The following is a 19223-nucleotide window of genomic DNA, read 5'->3' on the forward strand; positions in this document are numbered from 1 at the left end:
GGTGCGTTCCCCAAAATCGATCAGTGGAGCGGTAGAAGTTGCATTAGGGAACGCACCCTACAAGATTGCGATCGCACTGTCAGAGGTAAGGTCAAAAAGCCTGTGAACCCTGTATCAATAACAGCATCAATTACTTGCCTCTGTTTACTCTCATTGCTTACGACTAACCTAAGCCTCGCCTCGCAGTTTTGATCAACAATTCCGTTCATCATAAAGTTAAAGCAGACGACCTACGCCAAAGCGGTGAACGCCTTTATGTCCAATTCGGACACGCCAGATTTGAGCATCAGGGTTTCGTTCAAGCAATCGATTAGAAGCAGTTATTGTGTCATTGGCAAGCTCAAAAGCACCTGTTTCAATATCTATGGCTACAATCTTCCCATGATTGCCTTCCTCGACTTGGGGGCGCACCTGAGATTGATAAATCTCATTACCACGTCGGGCGAATTCTTCTTTGCTGTAGCGGAGTTGATTAACTGTCATTGTCCTGACCCCGTTGCAACTTTTGCCCCTCTATTTTAACCTAAACATTGGCAATCTTCGCTAACATTCCCCAACTGGGACCACAAAGGCTGCATCGCACTTAGACTCACAACTTCAATCAATGTGCATGGTGCGTTCCCCAAAATCGATCGCTGAAGCGGTAGAAGTTGCCTTAGGGAACGCACCCTACAAGATTGCTAACCAATAACCTCAATGGTCCGGTGCATTGGGGTTGTTAGGTTCGCGATCGCCATGACTTTGGATCACGCCGACCATGAAAAATTGCGGTCACAACGACCCGACTTGAAATCACTCGATAGTAGACAGCATATGGGAATCGTCTGATGACTGCTCGTCGAATGTCCAGATAAACGATTGCATAAGACTCTGGCATCATGCCGATCTGATTGAGTAAGTCATCTACACAATCAATAAATTCATCACCCAAACCAGCTTGTTGACTCTCATACCAATCATAGGCATCGCTGAGGTCGTCACGGACTTCTGGACGAAATACCAGTACATACTTCATGCTTGCTTTCTGACTGATGCTTTCATCTCTTCCCAGGTGAGGACGTTATCGGGATCATTATTATGACCCTCAATCCGCTGATCGAGTTCGTGTTTTTGCGCCTCGGTTAAATCAGGATACACCTGTTCCACTGCAATACTGTCCCAAATCGCTTGAACCAGAAGGATTCTATCCTCAACACTTAAAGTTGTAATTTCATTTAGTGTAGCTGCGATATCCATACAGACAAGCTCCCGATTCAGATTGAGCGAGTAGTTCTAACAAGTTGTCATGGGTTCGGACTTGAAGCGTTAGTTTAGGCATACATAGTGATGACTCAAATACTAAGCGACCTGACTATATATTATAGGTCAACTTTCTGCATAACAGTCTCCAGAGTAACGATATGGGTCAACTTTCTGTATGTCACCCCGCTCTACAACATATATAGTCATTTGTCAATAGGTAGTAATATTTAATCTGCTTATACTTCGAGTTTTGACCTGAAAATGGGCGATCAATAGTCAAGCGATCGAGAGATGGGGATGACCACGACCCTACGGGATTATGCAAGGGTGAACAACTTATCAGCAGGTTTCCGGGGGGCTAAAACCATAATCTGGGAGATTCCGGGCATCTCCGCAAGTCAGCTAAGAGCCATTGACCCCAGAAAAAATCTTCAGCCCCATAACCACTATAACTAATAGCCGTTCCCCAATAACTGATCACTGAGAGACAGCTAAACTAAAAAGCCGTGCTAAAATCAGCATATCTAGGGTCGCTTGTGTAGGTGATGGATAGGCTATGTTTGAAAGATTTACGGAAAAAGCCATTAAAGTAATCATGCTCGCCCAAGAAGAAGCCCGCCGCCTTGGCCATAACTTCGTGGGAACAGAGCAGATTTTACTAGGACTAATTGGAGAGGGAACGGGAGTTGCCGCCAAAGTCCTCAAGTCCATGGGTGTCAATCTCAAAGATGCGCGCGTGGAGGTGGAGAAAATCATCGGTCGCGGTTCCGGATTCGTAGCCGTGGAAATTCCCTTCACCCCCAGAGCCAAAAGAGTTTTAGAACTCTCCCTCGAAGAAGCCCGTCAACTGGGCCATAACTATATTGGCACAGAACATCTCCTTTTAGGACTAATTCGCGAAGGGGAAGGTGTGGCCGCTAGGGTTCTGGAAAATCTCGGCGTGGATCTCTCGAAAGTTCGCACCCAGGTGATCAGAATGTTAGGGGAAACCGCCGAAGTGGCCGCTGGTTCATCTTCCCAAGGTCGCACTAAAACCCCCACTCTTGACGAATTCGGTTCCAATCTCACCCAAATGGCCAGCGAGGGTAAACTCGATCCCGTGGTCGGCCGGCAAAAGGAAATCGAGCGCGTTATCCAAATTCTCGGTCGTCGTACCAAAAATAACCCAGTCCTAATCGGGGAACCGGGGGTAGGTAAAACAGCGATCGCAGAAGGATTAGCCCAACGCATCGCTAACAAGGATATTCCCGACATTCTCGAAGAAAAACGGGTTGTCACCCTCGATATCGGCTTGTTAGTGGCGGGAACCAAGTATCGCGGCGAATTTGAGGAACGCCTCAAAAAAATCATGGACGAAATTCGCCAAGCGGGTAACGTCGTCCTTGTGATCGATGAAGTTCACACTCTCATCGGTGCCGGGGCAGCCGAAGGGGCGATCGATGCGGCCAATATTCTCAAACCGGCTTTGGCCCGAGGAGAACTGCAATGTATCGGGGCGACGACCTTGGATGAGTACCGCAAACATATCGAACGGGATGCGGCTCTAGAAAGACGTTTTCAACCGGTTATGGTCGGTGAACCCTCCGTAGAAGAAACGATCGAAATTCTCTACGGTCTCCGGGAACGCTACGAACAGCACCACAAACTAAAAATCTTAGATGAGGCCCTGGAAGCGGCGGCGAAATTGTCCGATCGCTACATTAGCGATCGCTTCTTACCGGACAAAGCGATCGATTTAATCGATGAAGCTGGTTCGAGAGTGCGCTTGATTAATTCCCAATTGCCACCGGCAGCCAAGGAATTAGACAAGGAACTGCGGCAAATTCTCAAACAAAAAGATGACGCGGTGCGCGGTCAAGACTTCGAGAAAGCTGGGGAATTGCGCGATCGGGAAATGGAAATCAAAACCCAGATCCGGAATCTCGCTTCCACCAAAAAAGGCGAAGATGGCAACGATGAACCCTTTGTGGATGCCGAGGAAATCGCTCACATCGTCGCTTCTTGGACTGGGGTTCCCGTCAATAAACTGACCGAAACCGAATCCGAGAAACTGCTGCACATGGAAGATACCCTACATCAGCGTCTCATCGGTCAAGAGGACGCGGTTAAAGCGGTGTCTCGTGCCATTCGTCGCGCTCGCGTCGGTCTAAAAAATCCCAACCGTCCCATTGCTTCCTTTATCTTCTCTGGTCCAACGGGGGTAGGTAAAACCGAGTTAACTAAGGCTCTGGCCGCTTATTTCTTCGGTTCCGAAGATGCGATGATCCGTCTCGATATGTCGGAATACATGGAACGGCACACGGTTTCTAAGTTAATCGGTTCGCCTCCGGGTTATGTTGGTTACAACGAAGGGGGACAATTAACGGAAGCGGTGCGTCGTCGTCCTTATACGGTGGTGCTATTCGACGAAATCGAAAAAGCTCACCCCGATGTCTTCAATATGCTTCTGCAAATCCTTGAAGATGGACGTTTGACCGATGCCAAAGGTCGCACGGTGGACTTTAAAAATACCCTGTTGATCATGACCTCGAACATCGGTTCTAAAGTCATCGAGAAGGGTGGCGGTGGTTTAGGTTTCGAGTTTGCCGATAATCAAGCCGAAGCCCAGTATAATCGCATTCGATCGCTGGTTAATGAGGAATTAAAACAATATTTCCGTCCGGAATTCCTCAACCGTCTCGATGAGATTATTGTCTTCCGTCAACTCAATAAGGAAGAAGTCAAGGAAATCGCCGAAATCCTGCTCAAGGATGTGTTTAAACGTCTGACAGAACAAAATATTACTTTGTCTGTCACCGATAAGTTTAAAGAACGCTTGATCGAGGAGGGTTATAATCCGGCCTACGGCGCTCGTCCCTTACGTCGTGCGATTATGCGTCTATTGGAAGATGTTCTGGCTGAGGAAATTCTCTCCGGACGGGTTTCTGGTGGGGATACGGCTATGGTCGATATCGATGAGGAAGGTAAGGTGAAAGTAATTTCCGGTGAAAGACGTGAGTTAATCGCTCCCGTGATTGAATAAATTCTTACTGGAATTAGTTAAATAAAAGGTGGGCTTTTTGCTCACCTTTTCTCGTAAAAATAGGGGAAAAAAGTGCGATGAAAGTTTGGGTTGTGGGTTGTGTTTTGTTATTTTTGTTGGTGGAATTTTATCAGTGGGCCAAGGGGTTTATTTTGCCTTTACCTCTCTATATTTTTGCTGGAGCTTTATTATCGATCACTTCTAATTATTCTCAAGATATGAGCAATTTATTTGCTAGAAATGAACAGGTTTATAAAACTGCTAGTTTAACTGATATTCCTGACATTTTGACGGCAGAAACCGCAATTACCAGCCTAGAAGCGGCAGCATTAGAGGATAGTAAAAAGCGGGATCGCTGAATCAAGACATGAATACTAAATTGTGCCTCCTATCTACAAGTTACCTTAGTGCTAGGTTTTAAAAATTGCCTAGAGGGAAATTGATACTTAAAATCAGCAACGCCCTATAACTTTTCAAACAGCTTCTAAAAATAGATGGTCATGAAAACAGTCATAAAATTAGCTCTTATTGCCCTACTCTGGATAACAATAATCAATCCTGCCAACTTACCTCCAGATACCGATGCTAGGCTAAGAATGGCCCATGCCCTGTGGACGGGAACTGAAGAAGTTTCTTTACCCCCAAATTATCGTCCTTCCTCTCGATTAGACCATGTTGGTGTTTTAGGAGTAGATGGAAAACGATATGAAGCTTATGATATAGGACAATCCTTATTAATGTTGCCCGCAGATTGGATTGGCACCCAACTCTCTAAAGTTTTTCCTAGTATTAAGCCTTATTTATTAAGAGAATTTGCGGTTAGTTTTCTTGTAGTTATCCCTCTAAATGTATTAGTTGTTATCTCCTGTTATTGGTTACTTAGACTATTTGATTTTCAGGAGAAAATTGCGGCATCTGCCAGCTTGATTTGGTTGCTAGGTACTACCGTTCTCCACTATGCACAAACTTTTCAACAAAATAATCCAGTCCTACTTTGTGTGATTTTAGGTTATGCTTGTGCTTTGGCTTATATTAAAACTAACAAAGTACCTTATGTTTTTTTGAGTGGATTGGCAATCGGAGCGGCTATTATAATTCGCTCGACAACTATCATTTATGCTCTCACGGTTTTTGGTTTTCTAATTAGCTGTCTAATTTATGAAAATTTCAAGCTGAATCAAATCTTTAAAACAGTCATACTCTGGAACGTCGGCTTATTTCCCTTCTTTTTTGTGAGTAGATTATTTAATTACTTACGCTTTGGGGATTTTTGGACAACGGCAGCATCCTTGAGCATTGAGCAAATACGCAATGGAGCAATCTTTTCAGGGTTGCCAGAATTGCCCCCTAATTATCCTTTCATACACCCTCCCTACGTTGGTATTCTCGGCGTTCTCTTCTCACCAGCTAAAAGTATATTTATTTACGACCCCTTTCTTTTACCATGTTTAGTATTGGGGATTATTTTATTTAACAAATTAACACCTTATATAAGAATATATTTTATTTCCTCAATTTTCGCACTTGTCTTTCATATTATATTAACCAGTACAATGGATTTCTGGCATGGAGATGGTTCTTGGGCTGCTCGTTATCACGTTACCTCTGTTCAACTACTGCTTCTCCCATTAATAGCTTTGCTAATCTTAGAGATGTTATCAGTTAATCGGCTCAAACGATGGTTAATTAGCGGTTTGGTTGTTCTTTCCATTTTGGTTCAATTTACTTCTCTTGTCTTTGACCCTAGTGTAAATAGTGGTGTGGTCATCTTTGCAGAACCAAAAAGTTTTTTGAGGTTTCGTTTAGCTGAACGTATCGACAGTGTTAGTTGCTTCATTGGTCTTTCTCGATCCCAAAGTTGCTTAACTGAGGAAAAGTACAGTAAGTCCGCTCTCGCCAGTAGGGTGTATTTCTGGCCCCTTAAATCCAACAAAGCGCAAGGATTGCTCTGGAAAATTTGGGGACTCCTCTTGATCACAGCCTTGATCAGCACTCTACTTTTCCTAGTGATTGGGTAGTAAGTACCTAAGCAAAATTAATTACACATTTCGATAAAGCTTTTGCCTCTTGCCTATTGCCTCTTGCCTGTTTTCACTAGGAAATTTATTTTGCATGACTACTTAGTGATGGAAACTTAATACCTTGCTTGTCCCTTACGTCGTGCGATTATGCGTCTGTTGGAAGATGTTCTGGCTGAGGAAATTCTCTCCGGACGGGTTTCTGATGGGGATACGGCCATGGTCGATATCGATGAGGAAGGTAATACCATTTCTCTAAATGAAAACTACACATCGAATTTAAATCCCCCTTTAAGTTCCCCTTTTTAAGGGGGATTTAGGGGGATTAAACTGGGAGCATCCCAATTATGTAATGAGTATAAATGCTCAGAAGGGTAAGAAGGCTTTTGTAGTAACGATTCTGGTTCCAATCACACAATTTAGAGAACCGTTGAAAATCTATGAACTCCCGAAAAGGCTTGCCATATAAGTATTTCGCATCTAAGTACAATTGCTTATTGCAAAAGTGGGATGCTCCCGATTAAACTTCTGTAGTCAGACTTTGGAGAATTGGTATAAGGTGAAAGTAATTTCCAGTGAAAGACGTGAGTTAATCGCTCCCGTGATTGAATAAATTCTTACTGGAATTAGTTAAATAAAAGGTGGGCTTTTTGCTCACCTTTTATTGTAAAAATAGGGGAAAAAAGTGCGATGAAAGTTTGGGTTGTGGGTTGTGTTTTGTTATTTTTGTTGGTGGAATTTTATCAGTGGGCCAAGGGGTTTATTTTGCCTTTACCTATCTATATTTTTGCTGGAGCTTTATTATCGATCGCTTCTAATTATTCTCAAGATATGAGCAATTTATTTACTAGAAATGAACAGGTTTATCAAACTGCCAGTTTAACTGATATTCCTGACATTTTGACGGCAGAAACCGCAATTGCCAGCCTAGAAGCGGCAGCATCGGAGGATGGTAAAAAGCTATCAAATTAGGCGGTTTTGTAGAATTGCCATGTCATAACTAGGGTAAAAATTACTAAAACTAGCCAAGGAACTAAAATTAAATTGCGTTTATCAGTAAAGAAAAAGGGAAATAAATCGACTCTTTGAATTAATGGTGTAGCTTTAGGAGAATTTGAGCTCTCTATACACCAAGAGGAGGTGAGTAAACAAGTAATGTTACGAAAACGACTACCTAGTCGAAATTCTTGATGGGTTTTGGGAGGAGCAAAGAAAATCATACCTAGATTACTGACTTCTGTATTAGAAGATAAACTAACGGAGGCTATTTGAATAATAAAAGCAATAATAAGGGCCGTAATAATTAACCAACGTCTCCAATGAAAATTGGATAACAAATACTGAATTAAGAGAGCGATTAGGGGAATCAATAATAGATGAATAGAAGTGACTTGGTAGCGCGCTCCCCATGCAGAGTCTCCATGCCAAAAATCAAAACGGCTAGTAGCTAAGGTAAAGAGAATAAGATTCAATAAAGCTGTCAATATATAGCCACGAAGATAGGGAGATAATGTTTTCCATACATAAACTGTCAACATTAAACAAGGTAGAAGCAGTGGATCGTATATGAAAATGCTTTTAGCTGGAGAAAATAATACTCCTAATATTCCGACCGAAGGGTGATTAATCATTGGATAATTATCTGGCAGTTTTGGTAAACCCTCCAAAAAAGGATCGGTATTTATAGTATCAATATCTATTACCCTCAACGTCCAAAATTTTCCAAATCTTTGGAAGTTAAAATATTGGTTGATTAACATAACAGGAATAGCACCTAATATCGAAATAGCAAGAGACTGTAATATAGTCAGCCAACTTTTTCTTTTATATAGTAAAATACCAAACAAAAATAATAGAGTAGTTGCTATATGAATAATACTGGTGGTTCTAACTAAAAAAGCACAGCCCAAAGCAACTCCACTTAAATAAATATTGATAATCTTGTTATTTTTTAGATAATTAAAGATAGCAATATAAGCCAAAATAACAAATAATAAAACTTGATTATTTTGTTGATTATTTTGAGCATAATTTAAAACCGTGGTAGTGAGCAACCAAGTCAGGCTAGAAATTGTAGCTATTTTTTCGCTAAATTCTAGCTTAATCAACAAATAGTAAGCTGAAATCACCACTGCTATGTTAATGGGGAGAAAAATTAACCAGTTAACAACAAATCTTCGGCTCAACTCTTCGGGAATTCTGGGAATAAGTTGATGTATCGTAGTTCCTAGCCAATCCCCCGGTAACATTAATAAAGATTGACCTACTTCATAGGTATAATAACGTTTACCATCTCTACCTATAATTCCAATTTTATTGTCCATACGAGTGAGAGGCTTATGGTTAGTATCTAGTTGAACTTCAGGCTCTCCCGTCCAGATAGTATGGGTTATACTTAAGCGGACTAAAGTATCTGCACGCATGATGAGACCAGTGTTAATCACCGCCAGCCATAAAAATGTTATTAAACTAATTTTTATGATGTTTCTTTTTGATAAGTTGTTCATTTTTTATCTACTCCTGTAAAACCATATTGAGGCAGTTGATGTCCTGATAATGTATTTAATCCTTCTCCATACTAACCTAAGTTCGGGATAAGCCGAAACCCTAATTTTATCCTAGCCAGTCAGCCCTATTCTTTCCTGGAATTCAACGACACTACAGCGTGCGTCATCCTGAATGCTGTACTCGCTACCGAAAGCGATTTGTAAGAATAAGATACTGTACAAAATGGAGAATACGATGCTGAGACTGAACCAGAAGGTTCTGGAAAGCATCAATTCTCTTAGAGGAGTGAGTTCTAAAAAATACGGCTCTTCCGGTTTCTGTGTGGAAACGAAGCCTATACTGATAGTTTCTTCGGCAAAATAGTCGTAAAAGTCTTTCTCCGTCAACATTTCACGATTCCATAAGCAAAAATTATCACACAAAGTCGAGAAGAGCCAAAATACGAGTTCTTTGTCTGCATAAATACCTTATTAAAGGTAAAATACTTGTACGTTTTATACAAGTATTTTACCTTTAATATGGATACCCGAAGAGCTAGGATGATTGTCGATTTCTTGCTATTTTTAATTTGCCATTAGGATCTAGCCTAAATAATCTTTTAGATGCCCTAGAATTTCACTATTTCTAATCATAAAAAATTTCATGGCAATTATAAATAGTAAAGTCAAGAGAAAGTATTATTTCTTGCCATCTATAAGCTTTAGAACCATATTAACTGTTACTTTATTAGATAAAAGATTGAGGACTAGAGTGATTGTTATTGATGCTTGACATTTGCTTAGTTGATAGGTTGATCAGGAAAAATGGTAATGAATTATCTGGGAATTTTGATTGCAAAAAAATCAATAAAGACCACTATTTTCGATTAAAAGTCCATTTTTTATGGGCAATAAAATTATAAATAGTCATTAGTATAGTAAGGATTATGTAAGCGTACAAGTACCATACTTTCAATAAATCAACCAAGAAATACATAGCGATAGCGACCGCAAAAGAACTAGAAAGCATGATCCCATGATACTTGATTAATTCTCCCAAAATACTTCCAATTTTTATTCGTCCTGTAAATGTATATTTTCGATTCAGATAGAATCCCAATGTATTTACATAGAACATTTGCACGAAAATCGAGAGAACGTAATGCAATTTTAGGTAATTGGTTAAAAGGTATAGAATTAGTATATTTTGGAATGAACAAAAGACACCCACAAGGCAAAACCTAAAAAATGAGCTTCTGAATAAACGATTAACCGCAATAAATTTCATGTTAAACCTAATCGTTACTAAATTATATTAGCTTTTAGTCTAGCAATTATGCGCTCATGGATGCGCGAATATCGCAAGTATTTGTAAACTCCTAAAAAACCAAGCGAAAAACTCGATAGGAGTAACTTAATTAACTCTAATCGAGAACCTTTACCATGCGCCATCCTCGCTAAAATAGTATTCACTTGTATTGAGAATTCAGCAAGTGATCGAATTCTTTTTTTTCTGTAAGCTGACACGTCCCATCTATCTAGACAGTCGTGAGCAACCACATTCAATTGATTATAAAACTCTCCAGTTTTGGAGCTTCTGACAACGGTTTGAGAGCTTGAATGAATGCGGAATGCACTCAATGGATAAGGATAATAAATGATTTTTTCATCTCGTTTATGAAAAGCGATTTTTAACCAGAGATCCCAGTCGGCTGTATACCAAAGTTTTTCGTTCATTCCCCCCACCTGTAAAGCAATTTCTCTTTTAAAAATTGGAGCAGGAATGGAGATAAAATTTTGAATCAACAGGCTCTCGATTAAAATATCTCTATCAACATATTTTGGAAAAGCTGGTAAAGGACAAGTCCATAAACCTAACTTTTTCCCTCGGTCATTGATAAAGATTGAAGGGTGTAAAAGTAAGTCGGTATCTGGATAATCATTAAGGATTTTCTTGATTATTTTTAAACGATTGTTCAACCATAAGTCGTCTTGATGTAATAAACATACATAGTCTCCCGAAGCATTCTGTAAAGCGAAGTTAGTGTTAGCAACCCAATTGCCTATCCTTTTACGCTCGAAAAGCTTGATAGGAATTTTATCCTCGTAATTTTTGATAATAGATAAAGTTCGATCAGTAGAGCCATCATCAATGATAATATACTCGACGTTTCTCTCATTTTGTTCAAGGATTGAATTAAGAGTATCCTTTAGATACTTATCTCCATTATAAGTGGGAATTAATACGGACAACCACAGATGATCATTCATAAAGACTTTTTGAAATAACACTATTATGAAGAAATTTTAATTAGAAAAACAATATTGTTTTTCCAAGGACGAACGGTAGACTCAAGGAGAATCGATTGTTTACCAAAGAGTTTATATATCATATCTCGAAATTGTTTGGTAGTTTTATACTTGACCTTATCACCAGTAATATACCGCTCAAATAGATAGCATAAATAATGGATCGGTGAATTATTTTTACACCAATCCTTGAGAATAATATATCCGTTAGGTTTTACGGATTTACCAGCGTAAGTTAAGAATTCTTCATGCATTGACCAAGGAACATGGTGCATAACATCACTAATGACGACTAAATCGACACTTTGGGGGGTTTCTGCAACGAATTCTTGAATTGATTTTTGTTCAAACCGAACATGATCGAGATTTCCTTGAAACATCCGTCCTACTCTAGGAGTAATATCGATTCCTATAATATGTGAACTAGGATAGGCACTCGCTAAAAGTTCAGTTAAAGCACCTTCCCCACAGCCTAACTCTAGAATTATCTCAGGATTAACCCATTTATGGATTTGATGAGTTAAATCAGCTAGATCAATAAAAATGTTTCGATAAATATCAGAAATTGGTTTTTCCCAAGGACCTAACAAGTTCCGAACAAATGTTCCTATCGGCATAAAAATTAGTTAACCCCCTATAAGTTTATCTTCGGCTGTTTTCATCTTTGTTTTAGTCCCAAAACACTTAAAAAGAAACTGGAAAAAATCACCCGTACTGCCAAGGCTAAAGCGGGTACGAAAGGAATGACAATTCCCATGGCTACGGCTGGACATAAGGCTCCATAAAGTCGAGCATTCCAAGTGTATAAAGCATACACTGAACCGCCTATATCTAGTAAAAATAAAATTACGCCAATGAGCAATGGAGAAGTTAGCAATTTTTCTAATTTTACTCTTGGTTTGACTAGAAGTATTCCATGCTTCTAGATGCTCATCTATAACAGATTCTAACTGTTGTCGAAAATCTTGGATATAAGAGCTACGAGTAACGGTTTGGGAATGAGAATGAATGCGAAAGACCGATAAGGGCTTGGGATAGTATATTATCTGTCCATCTTGAGCTAATTTTAGCCAAAAATCCCAATCAGCCGTGTACCATAGTTTTTCATCCAAACCACCTACTTTTAAAGCCATCTCTCTCTTAAAGATTGGTGCGGGAATAGAGATAAAATTCTGCACTAACAATTTACTAATCATCTGCTCCGAACTAATCATTATTGGATAAGAAGGTAGAGGACATCGCCATAGTCCTAATTTTTGCCCTTGTATATTGACAAATATAGAAGGATTAAGAATTAAATTGGCCTCGGGAAATTGAATGGTTAGCTTTTTTAAAATCATCAATCTCCAGGTTAGCCACATATCATCTTGATGTAAAAAACAGACATAATCGGCTCGGGCCATATTGAGTAGATAATTAGTATTAGCTACCCAGTTTTTTTGCGGTTCCCTTTGAACAATTTTTAGGGGAATTTTGGTTTGAAAATACTGGAGTATTGCCAAGGTTTCATCTGTTGAACCATCATCAATAGCCAGACACTCTATATCAAAATCATCTTGAATAGCAATAGAGTTTAGGGCTTTTACTAAATATTTTTCCCCATTGTAAGTGGGAATTAAAACTGACAGCCAAGGTTTACTCATATTCTTTGCTCTGGTAATTTTATTTCTCTTTTTGACTTAAAGAGACAAATTCATTATACTTAAATAATTTGCCCACTATCCGTGGAAAAGGGAAAGAGTATTGTTTAATAATTTTGGAATCAAGTTCTCTAGCAATTGCTTTCAATTTAGCAAAATTCATAAATTCTACATGGGTTGCATCACTCTTGAAACCAGCTTCTTGAGGAGTTATTATAACTAATTTGCCATGATTTTTTAACAAATAAACATAGTCATTAAGTAAATTAATTACCTCTAAATAACTCATGTGTTCTGCGACGTGGGCTAATAAAATAGAATCAAATTTTTCTGGTTCATCAAATGATGACTGTTGAAATTCCTCCGGTGTGAAAGCCATGAAGCCCCTAGCCCGGCAGACTTCAACTGAGTGAAAATTGTGGTCAATACCAATTCCATTTCCTTTCAGATTCATCAGATTACGGCCTATTCCACAACCAATATCGAGAGTAAAACCTAAATTTAGTCTCTGAAGATTCCAACGGTAAGGAGCTTGAACATCCAATATTTCTTTCCATTTTGCTGTCTGTTTATTTAGCAATCGTTCGGAGTAGGACTGATTTTTTGTATCCTGATTAAAAGGATTGATTTTCCTGTTCATAAGTTTTCTGAGCGGCTAGAGAAGTGAGAGACAACTAGGTATAATTCCGGGTAGGTTAATTATTTTCTCTTCAGTTGCAAAACACTTAAAAAGAAACTGGAAAAAATCACCTGTACTCCCAACGCTAGAGCGGTTACGGAAGGAATGACAATCCGCATGGTCACGGCTGGATCTAAAGCCCCATAAAGTTGTGCATTCCAAGTATATAAAGCATACACCGAACCGCCTATACCTAGTAAAAATAAAATTACGCCAATGATCAATCCCACCTCCAGATTAATATAACGTAAAAATCGTCTTAATTTTCGGTCTTCCGGTAATAAACCTTCGCTGATAGCAAAAGCTTTTGTGAAGACGGCAAAACTGACGATTTGAAAGCCAATAATCAAAGCTGTGGCTGAATAGAGAAGGGTGTGAACTTTCGGTTGAGGAATAAACCAAATCGTCGCCACAAATCCCAGAAACATTAAAGCCAGTCCAGGGTACAGAAACAACCAGCGAGGACTATACATTAAGAGAAATCGGAGATGTCGCCAGCCATCGCGCCAAGTTTTTAGGTGGGGAGGACGACTACGACCGTCAGGGGATAAAGTGGTTGGTACTTCGGTAATTTTCAGACCGTAGAGGGATGCTTTCACCACCATCTCGCTGGCGAATTCCATGCCAGTGGTGCGTAGGTTCAATTGTTCGATCGCCTGTTTACTAAACCCGCGCAATCCACAGTGAAAATCACCACAGGGGCTGCCAAAAAATAACCGTCCTAACCAAGTCAAGACAGGATTGCCCAGATGCTTATGCAATACTGGCATCGCTCCTGGTTTAATTCCCCCCTGAAAACGATTGCCCATCACCAAATCGTAACCCTGTCGCAATTTTTCTAGGAAAGGCGAAAGATTAGTAAAGTCATAGCTATCATCGGCATCCCCCATAATAATATATTGACCTTTGGCGGCGGCGATCCCCCCCCGCAGGGCGCTACCATAACCCCTTTCCGGGATGGGAACCACCCGCACCCCTGAATTAGTGGCAATTTCTCGGGAACCATCGCTACTGCCATTATCGGCGATTAGCACCTCCCCCGCAATTTTGTGTCGTTCCAGATAATCTCGCGCTTTGCCGATACAGGTGGCCAGGGTTTCCGCCTCGTTGAGACAGGGCATGATGATCGATAATTCTAGAGTAGGTATCTGCTCATTGGCGACGGCATCTGCCATGACCTGATTTTCTAGCATAACAATGGCGGTGGAGTCTTTTTGCCCAAGAGTATAACAGGATTATTGACGTTTGTAACAACAAATTTTTGATTGCTCAATAGTGCTGCCTTAATTGATTGGCTTGTCTTTGTCCCCAATAACCTATAATAAGTGGGCTGTTCATTATCTAGATTTCCGAAGCTATCTTAAGCTAGACAGGACCTTCAGCATCCCAACAACGGGGTTTAGATTACGAACAGCTTAGGGCAAAAATTTGGCAACCCAGAGAAAATGATACTGAAAAATTAAAAACTGAAGTTTATCTTGATTTCAGAGCAATAAACCTTAGCTATATCAAGCTGAAAATCGAAATGACCTTAAAAGTTTAGTTGTAACATATAAGTTTAGAATTGACAGTGCCGATAGCAATGGATTACTGGGGAATAAATAACGTGAAGCTGCGGGGAAAAATGCCATATCGACTGCAACATACAAAAATAAGCGCAGTAAAATTATAGATAGGGCAAAAGAAATAATCAATACATATTGATTAAGAAGTTGGGAGTGAACAGGTTTAATCAAGTAATAGACGAATAATATTACAAAAGATATCATTCCAATAATATTGATGATCTGAATTAAAGGAGTGATCCTGATCTGGTTTAAATAGAAAATAAGGTCTTTATTTAAATCTCGTTGATTAACTAGATAAGTTCGACGATGTGCCACTCGATTAAATATTGATCTCATTTCAGGAGTTACTCGAGGATCATCCGTATTTTGTAAGAATCTATTACTGACTCGTGGCAAAAATAAATATCCACTCATTTTAGTTAATGAATGAGGAAATTTGTTTAGCCAAAATCCTATATCTATAGGATCAAAAGAGAAAGTTTTCCTGTTAATTATTTGATAGTTAAATGCCTCTTGCAGTTCAGAATTAATTTGAGTAAAAACTTGATACATACTCCTGTCTTCTGTTAAATTGCTTCTTCTAATTGCTTCTATTGTTGACCAGTGCACCCAATCAATTGTTACTTCTATATTAGTATCTTTTCCACCGAGTGTAGTAACTTTCCTAGCTAATTCTTCTTCGATTAGAGATTTTACTTGATTCAACGTTGGACTCACTTGATAAGCCATTTTTAATTGTTTACGATTTATATTGACAAACTCAAAATCATCGATATTTTGACCATCATCTATACTCTGAATCTGGGAAAAAGTTTCTTTGAAAGCCGATGATTGACCAATGGATAATGCCGGTAATTCTAGAAAAAAAGTATTTAATAAAGTAAAAAATGTAGTAATTAATAAACTTATAGCGATGGGAATAATACAAATCGGCAAAGCTTCTCGAATAGCTCTTGCTATATTCATTCTATTTCTTAATACAAGAATAACAAAAACAACTAGGTAACTCAGCAAGAACACTATCTGCTCTGGACGGGTAATGAATATTATTCCTAAACACAATCCACCAAGGACAGAAAATATTAGTTTCTTCGCTAAATTTTCTGACATAACAGTTATGATGGTTAAAGCCAAAAGGATATGATATAAGCTAATGGCTATTGTTTCAGTTACAATAGTATTGAAAACCATAAAAGTTGTTATATGAAAAGTTAAAATTGCAAAAACGACTAAGCAGATATATCGAGGGATTTTTAGTAATCTAAAACTAAAAACCAATAAAATATTAGAGATAGTGTAAAAAATCTCATGACTAATTCTTAGAGGAAAATTCAGAAAATTAGAAACCATTATAAATATTGGATATCCTGGCATATAATCGATTATTGCCTTAGCTTTATTAGTAGGGAACCAAATATTCTGATCTGCCATTAACGCATAGAGCAAGCAATCTCTTGGATGCCCTAAAACTTCACTGTTTCTGATTAAAAAAAACTTAATAATGATAATTGATAAAATCCCACAAGCAAAGAATAATTTATTTATATCTTCGGAAAATATTCTCGTCAATAATTGTTTTTTTAGCATAATATTTACCGAATTCAGATTACTTTGGCAATAACTTGGGTTAGACGATAGTAACTACTATATCGAATAGAGATAAACTGTCCTCACATATTCAAATCCCTCATGATCATAGTCCCCTTTCTAGGATAGTAACCACCCGCGCCCCTGAATTAGTGGCAATTTCTTGGGAACCATCGCTACTGCCATTATCGGCGATTAGCACCTCCCCCGCAATTTTGTGTCGTTCCAGATAATCTCGCGCTTTGCCGATACAGGTGGCCAGGGTTTCCGCCTCGTTGAGACAGGGCATGATGATCGATAATTCTAGAGTAGGTATCTGCTCATTAGAGGCGGCATCTGCCATGACCTGATTTTCTAGCATAACAATGGCGGTGGATTCGTTTTGCCCAAGAATATAACAGGTTATGTACAGCAGTGGCCTGAATTGTTAGCAGACAAGCGGCAATCCATATCTGAAATTAGATGGCGATCGCTCTGCCCGACTCTCTGACTTTCTTGATTGGGCAATTTAACCCAAATTTTCCAGCAACTGAAATTCTGATGCTATCCTCGCCAGCCTACCTGATTATTTGCTAGAAGTCATGGCCAAATCTCCTTAACCAGCAATTCTCAGTTTTAGACACAGCAAGCCTTTTAGGGATTTAAAGAACATTTTAAAGGGGGATTTTTGGGGCAACTTTGGGTGTACTATCAAGTCAAAAGCCTGAAGACTCGTGAAATGAAATTCGCAATCCCATTGAATTTTACCCCGTATTATGCGAACTAACTCCCAAAAGCCTTGCTACAGGGCAAATTGAGAATTGCTGCTCCTTAACCCCAACTGACGTTACATTTACTCAAAAGCTATATCCTTGGCACTGAATTTTTGATGCGTCCGGGACGCATCCCACAGCCAAATATCGCCAATTTCCCCCTAGGCTTTAGGTCTTAAATAAACTAGAGACTGTTGCCAAATTAAAGTGGGTTTATCGTAGTGATCGACTAGGTATAAACAGTTAGCATCTTGCCAAAGGATGCGACCAACGAGCAGATCATCGGTGCTTAACTTAATTTCTACTTCCCGTTTCTCTTGAATATAGCTCTGTACTTGTTTAATACTCGGCAGACCAGGATCGAATTGAGACATAATGAGTTTATCGATGAGGTGTTCATCCTCTATTATTCCTGTTGAGTAGCTTTTATTGACGATGAAAATCCCCTTCACCAAATATCAAGGCCTGGGCAATGATTTTATTTTGATAGATAACCGTCACAGTCCCGAACCCCTGATCACACCAGAAATAGCCGTGGCTATGTGCGATCGACATTTTGGTATCGGTGCTGATGGCGTGATTTTTGTGCTTCCCGGCCAAGCAGCAACCGACTACACCATGAGAATTTTTAACTCTGATGGTTCGGAACCAGAAATGTGTGGTAACGGTATTCGCTGTCTAGCCCAATTTATCGCCCGTTTAGAGGCTAACAACGCCATTGGCCGCACCTATCGCATTCATACTCTAGCAGGAACGATTATTCCTCGTTTAGAGGCTAATGAACAGGTAACGGTTGATATGGGACCGCCGCAATTACTAGGCAGTGAAATCCCCACCACTTTGGTGAAGGGGTCAGAAAAAGTCCTCGCGGTTCCCCTAGAGGTGGAAGGCAAAGATTGGTTAATTACTTGCGTTAGTATGGGTAATCCCCACTGTGTCACTTTTGTGGATGATCTGGCCTCTATTCCCCTAGAAACTATCGGTCCAAAATTTGAGCATCATCCGGTTTTTCCCCAACGTACTAATGTGGAGTTTGTGGAGGTAATTGGGCCGGATTATATGAAGATGCGTGTCTGGGAGAGAGGAGCGGGAATTACTCTCGCTTGCGGTACTGGTGCTTGTGCTGTGGTAGTGGCGGCCCTGTTAACGGGCAAATGCGATCGCCATTGTACCGTGGAACTGCCCGGTGGTTGTCTTCAGATTCACTGGTCGGACACCGATAACCGGGTTTACATGACAGGTCCTGCTAAAGCTGTTTTTGAGGGCATTTACGCCATCTAAACCAACCCGTCTGGACGGGGACTGAACTCCCCGAACAGCGCGACAGGATTGTTAATTCTTAGAGACTGGTAATCCAAGCAATAATTCCTTTACCAGTTAACAATTCAATGGCTAAAAGAGAGACAAAGCCAATCATAGCTAGTCTGCCATTCAATTTTTCAGCTTTTTTGGTAAAACCGAGACTGCTAGAACTATCAACGTACATTTTCGGTTCAACAGCAAAATTATTCAGTCTTCCTTGTTCTTCGGTGGTGTAGCCGCGGGCAGTCATGGGGAGGCTCCTTTTGTATGCTTATGTTAAGAAGTGTAACACATTGTTAAGTTATGTTGCAAGTTTTAACAAAAAATTTCTGGAGACTCAGAAAACCTCGATGAGGTGGTCAGTCAACGGCAGGATTCTAGGCTGTCAGGGTAGTGCTATAGTTCTATCTCCTCTGGGTTTATCGATGAAATTTTGCCTTTTTCTTGACAAATTAGTCAGATTGTGATAATAAAGAGGTGTAAACTCGTTCGCCTAATCAGGGGAAAGACAAAAACTATCTTAAGGTCGCCAGAGGAGTCCCGTTAAACCGTACAGGAGTTAGCGGGGGATAAATTGCCACCAAAAGCGAACCCGATTTTAGGGAGTCAACTGACCT

At 39.8% G+C, this 19223-nt stretch carries 18 protein-coding genes and 3 pseudogenes; 6 read left to right on the forward strand and 15 right to left on the reverse strand.

What is annotated here, in order from left to right:
* Positions 1 to 74 precede the first annotated feature (74 nt).
* The 4 genes and pseudogenes from ACQY1Y_RS05420 to ACQY1Y_RS05435 all read right to left on the reverse strand — a co-directional run.
* Positions 75 to 212: pseudogene (locus ACQY1Y_RS05420) on the reverse strand (clan AA aspartic protease); the annotation flags it as partial.
* Positions 213 to 216: 4 nt separating this feature from the next.
* A complete protein-coding gene (locus ACQY1Y_RS05425; RefSeq protein ID WP_002733164.1) occupies positions 217 to 483 on the reverse strand; it encodes a hypothetical protein in 267 nt (88 codons plus the stop codon).
* 235 nt (positions 484 to 718) lie between these two features.
* Positions 719 to 1015: a type II toxin-antitoxin system RelE/ParE family toxin gene (locus ACQY1Y_RS05430; RefSeq protein WP_052275568.1), complete on the reverse strand. Its 297-nt coding sequence runs from the start codon at positions 1013 to 1015 to the stop codon at positions 719 to 721.
* Positions 1012 to 1236 carry an addiction module protein gene (locus ACQY1Y_RS05435; protein ID WP_008199613.1) on the reverse strand — a complete coding sequence of 75 codons (225 nt, stop codon included), beginning with the start codon at positions 1234 to 1236 and terminating at the stop codon, positions 1012 to 1014. The genes ACQY1Y_RS05430 and ACQY1Y_RS05435 overlap by 4 nt, the downstream gene beginning before the upstream one ends.
* 562 nt (positions 1237 to 1798) lie before the next feature.
* Here ACQY1Y_RS05435 and ACQY1Y_RS05440 point away from each other — a divergent pair.
* The 5 genes and pseudogenes from ACQY1Y_RS05440 to ACQY1Y_RS05460 all read left to right on the forward strand — a co-directional run bounded on the left by ACQY1Y_RS05440 (position 1799) and on the right by ACQY1Y_RS05460 (position 7254).
* A complete protein-coding gene (locus ACQY1Y_RS05440; RefSeq protein WP_002777520.1) occupies positions 1799 to 4264 on the forward strand; it encodes an ATP-dependent Clp protease ATP-binding subunit in 2466 nt (821 codons plus the stop codon).
* Between the two features lie 77 nt (positions 4265 to 4341).
* On the forward strand, positions 4342 to 4623 hold the full coding sequence (locus tag ACQY1Y_RS05445; RefSeq protein ID WP_430014133.1) for a hypothetical protein: 282 nt from the start codon (positions 4342 to 4344) through the stop codon (positions 4621 to 4623).
* Positions 4624 to 4764: 141 nt separating this feature from the next.
* Positions 4765 to 6282: a glycosyltransferase family 39 protein gene (locus tag ACQY1Y_RS05450; RefSeq protein ID WP_430014134.1), complete on the forward strand. Its 1518-nt coding sequence runs from the start codon at positions 4765 to 4767 to the stop codon at positions 6280 to 6282.
* 120 nt (positions 6283 to 6402) lie between these two features.
* Positions 6403 to 6591: pseudogene (locus ACQY1Y_RS05455) on the forward strand (hypothetical protein); the annotation flags it as partial.
* Positions 6592 to 6972: 381 nt separating this feature from the next.
* Entirely contained in the window at positions 6973 to 7254 is a 282-nt protein-coding gene (locus ACQY1Y_RS05460; RefSeq protein WP_002733870.1) for a hypothetical protein, read from the forward strand.
* On the opposite strand, the gene ACQY1Y_RS05465 is transcribed toward ACQY1Y_RS05460, so the two are convergent.
* The 10 genes and pseudogenes from ACQY1Y_RS05465 to ACQY1Y_RS05510 form a co-directional block, all read right to left on the reverse strand.
* Positions 7251 to 8789, reverse strand: a complete 1539-nt coding sequence (locus ACQY1Y_RS05465; protein ID WP_002731671.1) for a glycosyltransferase family 39 protein — start codon at positions 8787 to 8789, stop codon at positions 7251 to 7253. The genes ACQY1Y_RS05460 and ACQY1Y_RS05465 overlap by 4 nt on opposite strands.
* Positions 8790 to 9645: 856 nt before the next feature.
* Complete coding sequence (locus tag ACQY1Y_RS05470; protein ID WP_043998691.1) at positions 9646 to 10056, reverse strand: GtrA family protein; 411 nt, start codon at positions 10054 to 10056, stop codon at positions 9646 to 9648.
* A gap of 17 nt (positions 10057 to 10073) precedes the next feature.
* Positions 10074 to 11039 (reverse strand): glycosyltransferase, encoded by a 966-nt coding sequence (locus ACQY1Y_RS05475; RefSeq protein WP_430014135.1) that lies wholly within the window; start codon positions 11037 to 11039, stop codon positions 10074 to 10076.
* Positions 11040 to 11062: 23 nt separating this feature from the next.
* Positions 11063 to 11695: a class I SAM-dependent methyltransferase gene (locus tag ACQY1Y_RS05480; RefSeq protein ID WP_004158847.1), complete on the reverse strand. Its 633-nt coding sequence runs from the start codon at positions 11693 to 11695 to the stop codon at positions 11063 to 11065.
* A 9-nt stretch (positions 11696 to 11704) separates the two neighbouring features.
* The gene (locus tag ACQY1Y_RS05485; protein WP_012268128.1) at positions 11705 to 12721 is read right to left on the reverse strand and encodes a glycosyltransferase; all 1017 of its coding nucleotides are present in this window, start codon (positions 12719 to 12721) and stop codon (positions 11705 to 11707) included.
* A gap of 19 nt (positions 12722 to 12740) precedes the next feature.
* Positions 12741 to 13358 (reverse strand): class I SAM-dependent methyltransferase, encoded by a 618-nt coding sequence (locus ACQY1Y_RS05490; RefSeq protein WP_004158845.1) that lies wholly within the window; start codon positions 13356 to 13358, stop codon positions 12741 to 12743.
* A 59-nt stretch (positions 13359 to 13417) separates the two neighbouring features.
* Positions 13418 to 14590: a glycosyltransferase family 2 protein gene (locus ACQY1Y_RS05495; RefSeq protein ID WP_430014136.1), complete on the reverse strand. Its 1173-nt coding sequence runs from the start codon at positions 14588 to 14590 to the stop codon at positions 13418 to 13420.
* A 315-nt stretch (positions 14591 to 14905) separates the two neighbouring features.
* Positions 14906 to 16552: a hypothetical protein gene (locus ACQY1Y_RS05500; RefSeq protein WP_430014137.1), complete on the reverse strand. Its 1647-nt coding sequence runs from the start codon at positions 16550 to 16552 to the stop codon at positions 14906 to 14908.
* Positions 16553 to 16664: 112 nt separating this feature from the next.
* A pseudogene (locus ACQY1Y_RS05505) lies at positions 16665 to 16913 on the reverse strand (glycosyltransferase); the annotation flags it as partial.
* A gap of 552 nt (positions 16914 to 17465) precedes the next feature.
* Positions 17466 to 17678, reverse strand: a complete 213-nt coding sequence (locus tag ACQY1Y_RS05510; protein WP_002733331.1) for an Hfq-related RNA-binding protein — start codon at positions 17676 to 17678, stop codon at positions 17466 to 17468.
* Positions 17679 to 17739: 61 nt separating this feature from the next.
* Between ACQY1Y_RS05510 and dapF the strand changes: the two genes are divergently transcribed.
* Positions 17740 to 18585, forward strand: a complete 846-nt coding sequence (dapF, locus tag ACQY1Y_RS05515; protein WP_190537383.1) for a diaminopimelate epimerase — start codon at positions 17740 to 17742, stop codon at positions 18583 to 18585.
* Positions 18586 to 18643: 58 nt separating this feature from the next.
* Here the strand turns inward: dapF and ACQY1Y_RS05520 are convergent, their stop codons facing one another.
* Positions 18644 to 18856 (reverse strand): chlorophyll a/b-binding protein, encoded by a 213-nt coding sequence (locus ACQY1Y_RS05520; RefSeq protein WP_002732553.1) that lies wholly within the window; start codon positions 18854 to 18856, stop codon positions 18644 to 18646.
* Positions 18857 to 19223: the final 367 nt, after the last annotated feature.

It is taken from the genome of Microcystis ichthyoblabe FBCC-A1114, assembly GCF_050500245.1.
Lineage (GTDB): Bacteria > Cyanobacteriota > Cyanobacteriia > Cyanobacteriales > Microcystaceae > Microcystis > Microcystis ichthyoblabe_A.

Coding starts and splice junctions, on each gene's coding strand:
- ACQY1Y_RS05445 (WP_430014133.1), top strand. CDS start 4,342: ATGAAAGTTTGGGTTGTGGGTTGTGTTTTGTTATTTTTGTTGGTGGAA.
- ACQY1Y_RS05510 (WP_002733331.1), bottom strand. CDS start 17,678: ATGTCTCAATTCGATCCTGGTCTGCCGAGTATTAAACAAGTACAGAGC.
- ACQY1Y_RS05465 (WP_002731671.1), bottom strand. CDS start 8,789: ATGAACAACTTATCAAAAAGAAACATCATAAAAATTAGTTTAATAACA.
- ACQY1Y_RS05440 (WP_002777520.1), top strand. CDS start 1,799: ATGTTTGAAAGATTTACGGAAAAAGCCATTAAAGTAATCATGCTCGCC.
- ACQY1Y_RS05425 (WP_002733164.1), bottom strand. CDS start 483: ATGACAGTTAATCAACTCCGCTACAGCAAAGAAGAATTCGCCCGACGT.
- ACQY1Y_RS05435 (WP_008199613.1), bottom strand. CDS start 1,236: ATGGATATCGCAGCTACACTAAATGAAATTACAACTTTAAGTGTTGAG.
- ACQY1Y_RS05480 (WP_004158847.1), bottom strand. CDS start 11,695: ATGCCGATAGGAACATTTGTTCGGAACTTGTTAGGTCCTTGGGAAAAA.
- ACQY1Y_RS05475 (WP_430014135.1), bottom strand. CDS start 11,039: ATGAATGATCATCTGTGGTTGTCCGTATTAATTCCCACTTATAATGGA.
- ACQY1Y_RS05450 (WP_430014134.1), top strand. CDS start 4,765: ATGAAAACAGTCATAAAATTAGCTCTTATTGCCCTACTCTGGATAACA.
- ACQY1Y_RS05520 (WP_002732553.1), bottom strand. CDS start 18,856: ATGACTGCCCGCGGCTACACCACCGAAGAACAAGGAAGACTGAATAAT.
- ACQY1Y_RS05490 (WP_004158845.1), bottom strand. CDS start 13,358: ATGAACAGGAAAATCAATCCTTTTAATCAGGATACAAAAAATCAGTCC.
- ACQY1Y_RS05500 (WP_430014137.1), bottom strand. CDS start 16,552: ATGCTAAAAAAACAATTATTGACGAGAATATTTTCCGAAGATATAAAT.
- ACQY1Y_RS05460 (WP_002733870.1), top strand. CDS start 6,973: ATGAAAGTTTGGGTTGTGGGTTGTGTTTTGTTATTTTTGTTGGTGGAA.
- ACQY1Y_RS05470 (WP_043998691.1), bottom strand. CDS start 10,056: ATGAAATTTATTGCGGTTAATCGTTTATTCAGAAGCTCATTTTTTAGG.
- ACQY1Y_RS05430 (WP_052275568.1), bottom strand. CDS start 1,015: ATGAAGTATGTACTGGTATTTCGTCCAGAAGTCCGTGACGACCTCAGC.
- ACQY1Y_RS05495 (WP_430014136.1), bottom strand. CDS start 14,590: ATGCTAGAAAATCAGGTCATGGCAGATGCCGTCGCCAATGAGCAGATA.
- ACQY1Y_RS05485 (WP_012268128.1), bottom strand. CDS start 12,721: ATGAGTAAACCTTGGCTGTCAGTTTTAATTCCCACTTACAATGGGGAA.
- dapF (WP_190537383.1), top strand. CDS start 17,740: ATGAAAATCCCCTTCACCAAATATCAAGGCCTGGGCAATGATTTTATT.